At 59.0% G+C, this 12,058-nt stretch carries 12 protein-coding genes; 8 read left to right on the forward strand and 4 right to left on the reverse strand.

The genetic code is table 11. The features are described 5' to 3' along the window. The first annotated feature begins 36 nt into the window (after positions 1-36). The 4 genes from OCK01_RS24905 to OCK01_RS24920 all read left to right on the forward strand — a co-directional run bounded on the left by OCK01_RS24905 (position 37) and on the right by OCK01_RS24920 (position 3,417). Entirely contained in the window at positions 37-999 is a 963-nt protein-coding gene (locus OCK01_RS24905) for a GlxA family transcriptional regulator (protein ID WP_263826294.1), read from the forward strand. 106 nt (positions 1,000-1,105) lie between these two features. Then, entirely contained in the window at positions 1,106-1,924 is an 819-nt protein-coding gene (locus OCK01_RS24910; protein ID WP_263826295.1) for an alpha/beta fold hydrolase, read from the forward strand. Positions 1,925-1,998: 74 nt separating this feature from the next. Then, complete coding sequence (locus OCK01_RS24915) at positions 1,999-2,538, forward strand: carboxymuconolactone decarboxylase family protein (protein WP_263826296.1); 540 nt, start codon at positions 1,999-2,001, stop codon at positions 2,536-2,538. Positions 2,539-2,658: 120 nt separating this feature from the next. Then, entirely contained in the window at positions 2,659-3,417 is a 759-nt protein-coding gene (locus OCK01_RS24920) for an SDR family oxidoreductase (protein WP_263826297.1), read from the forward strand. 295 nt (positions 3,418-3,712) lie between these two features. Here the strand turns inward: OCK01_RS24920 and OCK01_RS24925 are convergent, their stop codons facing one another. Both OCK01_RS24925 and OCK01_RS24930 read right to left on the reverse strand, forming a co-directional pair. Beyond that, entirely contained in the window at positions 3,713-5,212 is a 1,500-nt protein-coding gene (locus tag OCK01_RS24925; RefSeq protein WP_263826298.1) for an MFS transporter, read from the reverse strand. Positions 5,213-5,377: 165 nt separating this feature from the next. After that, entirely contained in the window at positions 5,378-6,592 is a 1,215-nt protein-coding gene (locus OCK01_RS24930; protein WP_263826299.1) for an MFS transporter, read from the reverse strand. A 152-nt stretch (positions 6,593-6,744) separates the two neighbouring features. On the opposite strand from OCK01_RS24930, the gene OCK01_RS24935 reads away from it, so the two are divergent. Beyond that, the gene (locus OCK01_RS24935) at positions 6,745-7,374 is read left to right on the forward strand and encodes a TetR/AcrR family transcriptional regulator (protein ID WP_263826300.1); all 630 of its coding nucleotides are present in this window, start codon (positions 6,745-6,747) and stop codon (positions 7,372-7,374) included. Between the two features lie 71 nt (positions 7,375-7,445). On the opposite strand, the gene OCK01_RS24940 is transcribed toward OCK01_RS24935, so the two are convergent. Both OCK01_RS24940 and OCK01_RS24945 read right to left on the reverse strand, forming a co-directional pair. Continuing rightward, the gene (locus tag OCK01_RS24940) at positions 7,446-8,183 is read right to left on the reverse strand and encodes an SDR family NAD(P)-dependent oxidoreductase (RefSeq protein WP_263826301.1); all 738 of its coding nucleotides are present in this window, start codon (positions 8,181-8,183) and stop codon (positions 7,446-7,448) included. A gap of 247 nt (positions 8,184-8,430) precedes the next feature. Beyond that, on the reverse strand, positions 8,431-8,838 hold the full coding sequence (locus OCK01_RS24945) for a nuclear transport factor 2 family protein (RefSeq protein WP_263826302.1): 408 nt from the start codon (positions 8,836-8,838) through the stop codon (positions 8,431-8,433). Between the two features lie 223 nt (positions 8,839-9,061). Between OCK01_RS24945 and OCK01_RS24950 the strand changes: the two genes are divergently transcribed. From OCK01_RS24950 to OCK01_RS24960, 3 genes are all read left to right on the forward strand, one after another. After that, positions 9,062-9,652, forward strand: coding sequence for a TetR/AcrR family transcriptional regulator (locus OCK01_RS24950; protein WP_263826303.1), 591 nt, complete (start codon positions 9,062-9,064; stop codon positions 9,650-9,652). Between the two features lie 293 nt (positions 9,653-9,945). After that, positions 9,946-10,272, forward strand: coding sequence for a hypothetical protein (locus tag OCK01_RS24955; protein WP_263826304.1), 327 nt, complete (start codon positions 9,946-9,948; stop codon positions 10,270-10,272). A 91-nt stretch (positions 10,273-10,363) separates the two neighbouring features. Continuing rightward, a complete protein-coding gene (locus OCK01_RS24960) occupies positions 10,364-12,001 on the forward strand; it encodes a GMC family oxidoreductase (protein ID WP_263826305.1) in 1,638 nt (545 codons plus the stop codon). Positions 12,002-12,058 lie beyond the last annotated feature (57 nt).

Genomic DNA, 12,058 nt, shown 5'->3' on the forward strand with positions numbered 1-12,058 from the left:
TCAAAAAGAGACATGACAGATCTATGGGGTTCTCACATGCGCCACATCGGCTTCATCATGGAAAACGGCTTCCAGGTCATGGGCATGGCCGCGCTCACCGCGTTCGAATTCGCAAATGAAGCGCTCGGAACCGAAGCCTATCGCCTGACTGTGATGTCCGAGAAGGGCGGCCCGATCCGCTCCTCGCTGGGCATCAAAATCGAAACGCAGCCTCTGGGCGCCTTTCCGGACACGCTGATGGTGGTCGGCGAACTGGAGCCGCAGCCAATGACTGCGCCTTTGCGCGACTATATAAGACAAGCGGGCGCAGCCTCTCGTCGGGTGGCGGGCGTTTGCACGGGCGCATTTCTTCTGGCCGAGGCAGGGCTTCTTGATGGCCGACAGGCCACAACCCACTGGGCGCATGCTCGCACGCTGCAGGAACGGTTCCCCAATATCGAGGTCGATGAAGATCGCATTTTCATTGAGGACGGGTCGATCTGGACGTCGGCGGGCATGAGTTCCGCCGTAGACCTGACGCTTGCGCTGATTGAGGATGATCATGGCTCGGAGCTTTCGCGCCAGATCGCCCGCAATCTCGTCGTCTACCACCGGCGGCCGGGAGGACAGTCGCAGTTCTCGGCGCTGCTGGAACTTGAACCGCGGTCAGATCGCGTCAGGCGCACGCTCGTCTATGCCAAGGAACACCTGCGCAATCCGTTGACCGTGGAGGAACTTGCGGAGGTGGCGAGCCTGAGCCCGCGCCAGTTCAGCCGACTTTTCCACGAGGAAACCGGACAATCTCCCGCCAAGGCCGTGGAGCGGCTGCGCCTCGAGGCTGCCAAGGCGATGCTGGAGGAAGGGCGCCATCCGCTCGACATTGTCGCCCGCGACACCGGTTTCGCAGACCGCGACCGGATGCGCCGCGCTTTCCTGCGCTTCTTCGGCCAGCCCCCGCAGAGCCTGCGTCGCAGCTTGAAGCTCATTGAAGGCGAAGACGAAAAGATCGCCGCTGGCTGAAAGCTCATGTCCTTATTTGACGTTTTTACGTCATTTGAGCCACAACGAAACCAGCCTATGTTCCTTTCATCGAAACGAGCCCAGCGGGCAATGAAAGGAATGGAACGTGTCTTCTGCAACCAATCTGGAATGGATTGACACCGCACATGGCCGCCTTGCGCTTCGCAAGGATGGCCCCGAAGGCGGCATCCCGCTCCTTCTGCTTCAACGCTTTCGCGGAACGCTGGACGATTGGGATCCGGCCTTCATCCAGGCGATCTCCAGGGATCGCCGGGTGATCCGCTTCGACAGCGCCGGCATTGGCCGGTCCGAAGGCGAGGTTTCCGAAACGATCGCCGGCATGGCGGCCGTGGCCGTCGAGGTGCTGGCGGTGCTCGGCCTTTCAGAGGTCGATGTTCTCGGTTGGTCTCTTGGCGGGGTCGTCGCCCAGCAGTTCGCGCTGGATTATCCGCATCTGGTGCGACGCCTGATCGTGGCCGGATCAAGCCCGGGCGGCATTACCGATGGTCCGCAGCAGCATCCGCGGGTGCCCCAGGTGATGACCAAGGGTGAGAACGGCGACGATGACTTCCTCTTCCTGTTCTATCCTGAAACCGAAAGCGCCGTTGCCCATGGGCGGGCCTCGCTGGCGCGCATCAAGTCGCAGCCGGACTACGGACCGAAGACGTCGCCGCTCGCCTTCATGGCGCAGGCCAAGGCGATTTCCACATGGCCGGGCGTGCTGCATCGCGTGAACGAACTGCGTCTGCCGATCCTGGTCGCCAATGGCGCCCATGACGTGATGATCCCGGCCTACCGCTCCTATGTGCTTTCACAGCAGGCGCCGGACGCCAAGCTGGTTCTCTATCCTGATGCGGGTCACGCCTTTCTCTTTCAGGAGATCGAGGATTTCGCCCAGGAGATTGATCGGTTTCTCGAGGGTTGATCCGGCAATGGCCGGATCCGCCAATCCTTCTGTCCACCCATCAAACAAATATCGCCAAAAACTGGAGATCGACCATGTCTGCTATCACCACAATGACGGATGACGAAGTCACGCCGGAAGTCGCCGAAATCTTTGCCGGAGCAAAAGCCGCGATGGGCAAGGTACCGAACCTGTTTCGCGTGCTCGCCCATGCGCCGGCGGCGCTTGAGGTTTACACCGGAAGCAAGCGTTTCCTCAGCGGCGGCGTGCTGACGCCGCAGGCGCAGGAGCAGATCGCGATTGCGATCGCGGCGGCCAACGGTTGCGACTATTGCCTTGCGGCCCATACGGGCGGCGCCCGCGCCGCCGGCGTCTCGGCCGAAAACCGCGCTTCAGCCCAAAAGGGACGCACGTCTGACCCAAAGATCCAGGCCATTCTGGACCTCGCCCTCGCGATCAACGCAACGCACGGACAGGCCTCCGCCCCGGCGCTGGAGGTGGCGCGCAGCTATGGACTTTCAGACGCAGAGATCCTGGAAACGGCAGCGCATGTCGCCGTCAACATCCTGACCAACAGCGTCAACAACATCGTCGGAACGACGCTCGACTTTCCCAAGGTCGAGCGCGTTGCCTGACGGCCGCAACCGGCCGGGGCTTTGCTCCGGCCGATCCCGACCTCGCCCCTGAACCCAAACTGAGTTTCCACCCAAACGCGGCGCGGCCTGGACGCCACGCCCGACCAAGGAGTCACGACCATGAACATCACCGGAAACACCATTTTCATCACCGGCGGCACATCCGGCATCGGCCGCGCGCTGGCGGAAGCCCTGCACGCCCGCGGCAACAAGGTGATCGTCGCAGGCCGTCGCAAGGCCCTGCTGGACGAAGTCTCCGCCGCCAATCCTGGTATTGACGGGGTCGAACTGGACATTGCCGATCTCACTGACATCGATCGTGTGGCTCAACGCCTCGTGAAGCACTATCCGACCCTGAACGTGCTGATCAACAATGCCGGCATCATGCCTTTCGACGACGCGGGTTCGAAGATTGACGACGAACTTTCTCGCCGGATCATCGACACCAACCTCTTGGGACCGATCCGCCTGACATCGGCGCTGATCGATCACCTGAAGAGCCAGCCCGCGGCAACCATCATCCACAACACGTCGGTGCTCGCCTATGTGCCGCTCGCATCGACGGCTGTCTATTCGGCCAGCAAGGCGGCGCTCCATTCCTATGCGCTCTCGCAGCGTTTCCAACTGCGCGACACCTCTGTCCGCGTTCAGGAAATTGCGCCGCCATGGGTGGATACGGATCTGATCAAAAAGAGCGGCGACCCCCGCGCCATGCCGCTCGATATCTTCATCGAGAAAACGATCGCCAAGCTCGCCACCGACGCGCCTGAAGTGCTCGTCGACGAAATCCAGACCTTCCGCGACAATCCCGGCAGCGGCGAGCATGCGCTGGTGCATGGCTTCAATCAGGCTCTGGTCGAGAACCCCATTCCGGTCTGAGCAATATCGACACCACCGCGCTCCATTGGTTCGGTGGTGGTTCCTCTTTGCAAAGAGTTGAAGAGACTTGCTCTTGAAGGGATATGGACCGCAGACCCGTAGTCTCAGCATCATTGAAATGATTTAATCGTACGATTCTGTTTGAGAAAGCCGCTCTTGCGCCTGTCGCGCCGGCCGATTTTCGGGCTCGCGACAAAGGCGACGATCCGCAGCACGGGCGCGACTATGCCGAAACGTTGGTAGCAGCGCGGCTTTCACTCAACTTTTGTCCAGTGAGGCCGCGCCACTTCAGCATTCACCCTTGAGCGATTGCCGGTCGCCGCAACGAGACGAATACGACCACCGCCGTGATGAGTGTGATGGCGGCCAGGCACAGCGTAAGCGTGCCAAACGCGTCACCGTAGCTTGCGAGAAGTGTCGGTGGCGGAACCTCAGGAGCGAGCGCAGAAGCACCTCCAAAATTGCCCGTCGCAAGTAGCTCCGCAATTAGAGATGAAGCCGTTGGTTGCGAGACAATTTTCGAGACCTGGGACTGCGCTAAGCCGCTCAGCAGTGCCGTCACCAGCGCCAACGCGATGCCTTCGCCAGCGACGCGAACGGTACCGAAGATCCCGGCGGCCATGCCTGCTCGCTCTTTCGGCACGACACTAACCGCGAGTCCATCCATCAGGCCCCACGGAAAGCTGATGCCGACGCCGATGACAAGGAGAGCCGGAACGAAGTCGGCCGGCCGAGCGCCGATCGGAACGAGGCCGAGCCAGAACACGCCCAGGCTGGAGATGACGAGGCCGAGGCCACAAAGCGCAGCGGGTGACAGCCAACGGGTCAGCGATCCCGCAAGCAGCGGCAACACTAGCAAGGGTGCCGACATGGCGAACATGGTTTGGCCAACCTCTGGAGCGGACATACCGTCAATTCCCACGAGTCGGATAGGAAGCAGGATGAGAAGCACGACGAAGCCATAGGCAGGGGCGGCGGCAAGAAGTTGGACACCTGCAAACTGCCGGTAGCGAAACAAGTCCAGATCCAACATGGGGCGGGCAACGCGTCGCTCAATGAAAACAAACGCGATTAGGAACGCTATGGCTACCGCAAAAAAGGCGATTACCATCGGGTCGGACCAACCACGGCCGGGGCCTTCGAGTATCGCCGTTGTCAGGGCCGCAAGTGCAACTGTGAAGGTTACACACCCTGGCCAATCAACCTTTGTGGCGGCTGGATCACGCGTCTCTACCATATAGAAAATACCGAGGACGAAAGCGGCTACATCGAACGCAACGACCAGACCGAAGATGCTTCGCCAGCCGAACATCTCGTACAGATAAGCTGATGCTATCGGCGCGAGCGAGAGGCCGACCCCGAAGCTCACACCAACGAAACTGAACGCCCGCAACCGTGCAGAACCTTCGAACTCCTGCGCCAAAGCGGCCATCCCGGCCGACATCGCGGCAGCTGCCATGACCCCTTCAGCCGCTCGGATGAGATTAAAGCTCGTCATGTCAGGCACAAAAGCGAGCATCGCCGAGAGAACGGCGAACCCGGCCGTTGCGAAGGCAAATACTCGCTTGCGACCATATCGGTCTGCCAGTGCCCCGGCCGCGAGAAGCATACTTCCGAAGGTCAGGAGATAGGCGTTTGTTGCCCAATTGACAGAGACGGGAGATCCGCCGAGCGCCATGCCTATACTCGGCAAGGCTATCGTTGGTCCCGTAAATGCGAGCGGCATCGACGCGGAGGCCAAGCACACAGCTATGAGAACGGCCACGGGATGCCGTGTTGAAAGTTCATCTGCCATTTTGGTTTCCTGAATGGTTGCGAAGAAACATATCCTTCGGCTCGATGTATTGGGGTTGAGAATAATCCTCAGCCCAGCCTTGGACTCCAGACGGACAGCGTCGCGAGATCAGGTAGGATTTCTTCGACCGTTACTGCGTAAATGGGAACGCTCTAGGCGTTCCGATCAAGGCTGCGACGGTTCGGTGCGCAGCAACATGCCCCTGCGCGAGGCCATGACGGATGCGCCGAGCAGGGTTGCGACAGCAACGAAGACGAACACCATAACCGGCCCCTGAAGATCAATCAGCAAGCCGCCGAGAAGGGCTCCGCCGGAAATAGCGATCTGGATCGTGGTCAGCATCAGCGCTCCAGCACTTTCCGCCTCATCCGGGGCCGATTTGGTGATGAAGCTTTGAACGCTGACAGGTGCCGCGCCGAAGCCGAAGCCCCAGGCGGCAATGGCAGGACCTGCCACGAGAGGTGAAGAGCCGGCCATTGCCAGGACCGAAGCCGACACCGCAATCAGCATGGCTGCGATGATGACCGACCAAGTGGTGCTGCGCTCCGACATGAAGCCACCGAAGAGATTACCGAAAAACCCACTGACACCATAGATCAGCAGCACCAGCGAGATGGTTTCGACGCCCATATGCGGCACATCCTCGAGGAAGGGACGCACATAGGTGTAGCCTGCGAAATGGCCTGACATGACGAAGACGATCGTAAGCAGTCCCACGCGGATACGCGGACGTTGCAGCAGCTTCAGCATTGTGCCGAGACTTGGCGCACCGGCAGGCGGCAAAGACGGAACGGTGAGCATCTGCGTGACAATCGCCACAATGCCAACAATGGCAGCGATGACGAAGGCAGCCCGCCAACCAAGCGTGGCGCCGATCCACGCCCCGGCAGGTGCGGCACAGACGGTCGCAAGCGAAACGCCGGTAAGGATGATGGCCATGGCGCGTGGCAGAAGATGCAACGGCACCAAACGCAACGCCAGCGCCCCCGCCATGGCCCAGAAGCCGCCGAGACCAATGCCCAGAAGCACGCGTGAGGCGAACAGTGTGACCAGACCTGTGGCAAAAGCAGCCAGCATGCTGGAAATAATAGGCGTGATAGTCAGAGCGAACAGCGTCCAGCGCCGGTTGATATTGCAGGTGCCGATGACGACGCCTGGCGCCGCGATCGCCGCTACCAGAGCCGTGACGGTAATGGATTGTCCGGCCATGCCGGAGCTGATGCCCAAATCTTCGGACAGCGGCGTCAAGAGACTAATCGGCAGAAACTCTGCCGTCACTAGACCAAAGACGCCAAGGGCCAACGAGACGACGGCACCCCATGCCGCATGTTCACGCTTTTCCTGTGGATAATTGAGTTCACTGATTTTCCGGCTTTCCATGAGACGTGTCCTTAATAATGGCCGAAGATGAGGCAGGGCAGATCGGCGCTACATGCGTTTCGCCTAATATTGACGGACCGATAATCGTGTTGCGCAATTCTTTAGTGCGCACTATATATATACGAAACAGATAAGTCGCAAGGAGTTTTTTAGTGCGCGATAAAGAATCTGGTCGACCCGGAAGGCCACGATCGTTCGACGTGGAAAGGGCGCTAGTAGTAGGTGAGAGGCTTTTTCATGAGCGCGGCTTCGACGGGGTCTCCCTGTCGGACCTGACTTACGCGCTCAACATCGCTGCTCCCAGCTTCTATGCCGCATTCGGCAGCAAAGCAGACTTCTTCCAACAGATTTTAAACCGTTACAACGCCTCTGCTCTTTCGATCGACGAGTTGATAGTCGAGCAGGACCCCATCGCGGCAATTGAGAAGTTCCTTATAGCTCGCGCCGTCTCGTACAGCGAAGATAACGCCGCAAAAGGCTGTCTTATACTCGACGCAACGCGGAACTGCAGCGATGCCGACGCAGCGAACACGGCAACAAAGCTCGCCGAGGGTGGCCGCGGTCGCGTGCGCGAACTGGTTGCCATATCGCGACCGGATATGGCGGAGCAAGTCAGCGACTTGGTGGCGTGCGTCATGCAAGGGTTGTCCGCGTACGCTCGACAGGGCTGGTCGACTGAGCGTCTTGTCGCGGTCGCAAAGAGTGCGGCTCTTGCAGTTAGAGTGATCGCGGAGAGGTCAAATCCCGTCGAGGAAATCGCTACGAGCCAGAACTCGACTTAAGGAGCAAATTACAGTTTCATCGATCCATCCTGGCAGCCCGGCGAGAATCCCGCCGGGCGTACTCATTCCGCTCAGGCGTTAGCGCCTCCATCCACTGTCAGCGTTGTGCCGGTGACGTATCGAGCCTTTTCACTGGCCAGATAGGCGACTGCGTGCCCGATCTCAACACCTTCACCAAAGCGGCCCGAAGCGGTCAGCTGGCGCATCGGATCACTAAAGGGACCGTGGGCCGGGTTCATATCCGTATCGATCGAGCCAGGCTGGACGATGTTCGCGGTAATGCCCTTAGGCCCGAGTTCGCGTGCAAGTCCTTGATTGAAGGCGGTAAGAGCAGACTTCGTAGCGGCGTAGACGCCGAGGCTGCCGTACGGCACTCGATCTGCGAAGAAGCTGCCGATCGTAATAATGCTACCGCCCTCCTTTAGGTGGGCCAAGGCAAACTTGCTTGTGATGATCGGTCCGCGCACGTTGACATCTAACAGAGCCTGAACATCCTCGATCGAAATATCGGCGAGATCGTTCATCCGAATGATCCCTGCGTTGTTCACGAGGATGTCGAGGCCACCGAGTTCTGCGGCCGCCCTGTCGACCGAGGTCTGAATCGCCCCGATGTCCGCGCTGTCTGCCTTGAGCGCCACGGCGAAACGGCCGAGCCGCTTGATATCGGCCACAACCGCATCGGCTTGATCCTTCGACTTTTCGTACGTGATCGCGACATCAGCGCCATCAGTTGCAAGCGTCTTGGCGATTGCTGCGCCGATGCCACGGCTGCCGCCGGTTACGAGCGCCTTCTTCCCTACAAGGGTCATCGAAATTTCCTTCGTTCAACATGAGGTAGCCCGTCTCGCGACCTACCTTCATGATATTTGGCTTTGGTTCTCACCGGCTCGCCCGTATCACCCGTCCGATATGACGGTAGATGCATGCGGGCGCCGCATTGAGATGGGATAGTAAAGGCGCCGCATTGGCTACGGCATCTTCTACGATGGCAAGAGAAGTGTGGCGAAGGAACGGGTGATCGTCACAGGCCTACCCTGCCCCGCCCATGATTTGCGATCAGTCGATCTGCTGCGAACGCCAAATTTCCAGCGTGTCGATCAGCTGATGAAAACTGACGATCTTGCCGTTGGCAACGCGCACGACATGCATATACTGCGCGTCAAACGGCTTTCCGGTCGATGCCATGATGCCTTTCGATCGGCCCACGGCCACAACAACATTGCCACCGTCGATTAACTCGGTAGGGCCAGCCTTATAATCCTGAAACTCCTTCGCGATACGGCCGAAAACGCCTTCTACGACAGCAGCGGGGGACAGGTACGGGTTGCGATCCCCCAGCAAGAAATTTTCTGATTCTCTCCAATCCAAATCGTCACTTAAAGTCGCTACGACGGCATCGATATCGCCACGTACGAAACTGTCATAAAATTCTTTGACGACTGCAAAACCGGTTCGATCTGACATCTAATTCTCCATTTGTATTCGATAGCTGCGGGGTATGGAAAGGCACGACGACACCGCCGCGCCATCCAGAGGCTTGGCGCATCCGAGAGGGTATGTACGCGCTATTAGACCGGTCGTCTATAGGTGCAAATCTTTTTATTTTTGGAAGTTTTTCTTCGGTTGTAGCTCAACGATTGTGGACGCCAGGTGAACCGGGCGTTATCTGCATATGATGAAACCAAGAATGCCGGAAACAGATACGCGCGCGACAATCCTGAAGGCAGGACGCAAAATCATGGCTCAAAAAGGCTTTTCGGCCGTCGGGCTCAATGAGATCCTTAGCAATGCCGGAGTCCCGAAAGGGTCCTTCTATCATTACTTCTCCTCCAAGGATGCGTTCGGTGAGGCAGTGCTAAAATCCTATTTCGACCGCTATCATGTCGAGATGGATGCTGCATGTTCTATGCCAGATCTGACCATGGCCGAGCGCCTGACCCATTGGTGGCGGAATTGGAGCCCTTACAGTGGTGAAGATGATTTTCAAGAGCGTGGATTGGCGGTGAAGCTTGGCCCTGAGGTCGCAGACCTTTCAGAAGCAATGCGCCTTGCCCTCAAAGTTGGCACCGAGCGGGTCATCGCACGGTTGGCGGACGCGATTGTGTCCGGCGAGAAGGAAGGCTCACTCACCATTGATGATAGCCCGCAACAGGTTGCTGCCTCACTCTACAGCCTCTGGATTGGCGCCAGCGTGATGGCGCGGATCGTTCGCACGGATGATCCCTTCGAACAGGCCATGCGGACTACCCGGCGGACACTCGGCCTCTCCGGCAGCTGACAGATACGGGGGCTTCCGTCGGACAGGTGATGGCAGGAGCTGCTCCCCTATCGGTAACGGCGACGGGAGCGGTGTCATCGCCTCGTAACCAATTGGACAAGCCAGGTATTAGCACATCTTCGCCGCGCTGCTGATAATTGCCGGCTTCTAAACCCATGACGTCCAAGCCATCAAGGGTGCCGACAGGGCGGTATGTCGCAGTGCCCAAGGCACGGTCCGCGCGAGGGGCATCGGCGTCGGCCTGAGCTCCGGTTAAACCGTTAGATTGGCTACTTGGCTTGGGCGGTGCCTTCATGGCAGGCTTCATGCCCACGTTGCAAGCAGCGGTGGCCGAACTCGGGATACACAGCCTCGATCCTGATTTCGAACTCAACTCACCTCCCGCTTTCTCACGCGTCATCAATTCTGTCGGCCATCGGCCCCACTCAACCCGTGGCATTGGCGGCTATTCCGATGGAAGTGCGCTCACCGTCCATCGTCTAGTCGTGGCCGCGGGAACAGCAGATTTCGACGCTTTTCGTTTGCCCCACCGGCTGCGGAAAACGAAGTCCATCGCCCGTTTTTCACTACAAACAGCTGCAGCAAACTCTGCGCCGCCATCCCTAGTCGAGAAAACGTGATCATTCGTAAATATGATATATTTGATATTTTTGTTGTAATTGAAACTCTGGACACGTATTGCCCAGGTGTCAACAACAGGAGTATCCAGTGATGGACCAGACCAAATTCTCCGATCGAGATGTCGTAATTCAGCGTGAGAGCCGCAACGAACCGTCGCCAAACGACCAAAGTGATTTTGACTTTATCGTCTGTGGCGCTGGCACCAGCGGCTCGGTGGTCGCCGCTCGTTTGGCCGAAGACGGACAAGCGCGTGTCCTGCTGATCGAAGCGGGAGGTAACGACGAAGCCGAAAGCGTCTCGAACCCGGCGCATTGGCCACTCAACCTTGGCACGGAACGGGATTGGGGCTTCCTCGGAGAACCGACTCCCGGACTTGGTGGCCGACGTCTGCCGCTCAGCATGGGCAAAGGGCTTGGTGGCGGGTCTAGCATCAATGTGATGGTGTGGGCACGGGGGCACAAAGAGGACTGGAACCACTTCGCATCTGAAGCAGGTGACGAGCGTTGGGGATATCAATCGGTGCTCAACTACTATCGTCGGATCGAAGACTGGACAGGTGCAGCCGACCCGCTCCGCCGGGGCAAAGGAGGCCCAGTCCACGTGACACAGCCGGACACACCCCAGCCGATCGCTCAAGCGCTGATCGAGGCGGCCGGCACGGTGGGTATTCCGGTCTTTGATACCCCCAACGGTGAAATGATGGAGAGCGCGGGCGGTGCCTCCATTGCAGAATTGCGGATCAAGGATGGTAAACGTCAATCGGTCTTCCGCTCGTACGTCGGCCCTCTAATGACTCAGCCGAACCTGACGATTCTCACGGACGCACTTGTGACGCGGCTCCTATTCCAGGGTCGGAAAGTTGTCGGCGTTGAAGCTGTGGTCGGTGGGAAGCGTCGGCAATTCCGTGCGCGGCATGAGACGATTTTGTCCCTGGGTGCGATCCATACGCCAAAAGTCTTGATGCAATCTGGCATTGGTCATGAAGATGAGCTGCGCCCGCATGGTATTGCCGTTGTCCAGCATCTCCCAGGAGTCGGTCGCAACCATCAGGACCACCTCGCGTTTGGTTGCACCTGGGCATACCGCGAGCCGCAGGGTGTCGGCGGTAGTGGTTGCGAGGCTACGCTATATTGGAAAAGCGACGCCAGCCTCAGCCACCCCGATATCCTACAATGCCAGCTTGAGTTTCCAGTGCCCGCGCCTGCTGAGGCGGGGATCGCAACTCCTCAACATGGCTGGACGATGTTTGCCGGTCTCGCGCAGCCCAAAAGTCGCGGACGATTGCGCCTGTGCGGTCCTGAGGCGAACGACCCGATCCATATCGAGCCAAACTCCTTAAGCGAGCCCGAAGACATGGCTGCCGCACTAGCTGCGGTCGAGCTATGCCGAGACGTTGGTAACAACGCGTCTTTCGGCCAACTTGTGAGCGGTGAAACTGCACCTGGTGCCCGAGATCGAGCCGGAATGATCGATTTCATTCGCAAGTCAGCGGTGACGTACTGGCATCAGGCCTGCACGGCTAAAATGGGTCGCGACAGCATGTCGGTCGTCGATAACGAGCTCCGAGTATACGGAATAGAAGGCCTCCGAATCGCAGATGCGTCCGTCCTGCCCCGTATCACGACCGGCAACACGATGGCTCCCTGCGTGGTCATCGGAGAACGGGCCGCCGACCTGATCCGCGCGCAGCACGGGCTGACGGAAGTGCAGCAGGTTGCACTGGGCTAAGCACCATAAGCCCTGCCGCGCGGGGTGTGTCTGCGTGAAGCGTTCTGGAAGCCATGG

The sequence above is a fragment of the Rhizobium sp. TRM95796 genome (assembly GCF_025779995.1).
Lineage (GTDB): Bacteria > Pseudomonadota > Alphaproteobacteria > Rhizobiales > Rhizobiaceae > Rhizobium_E.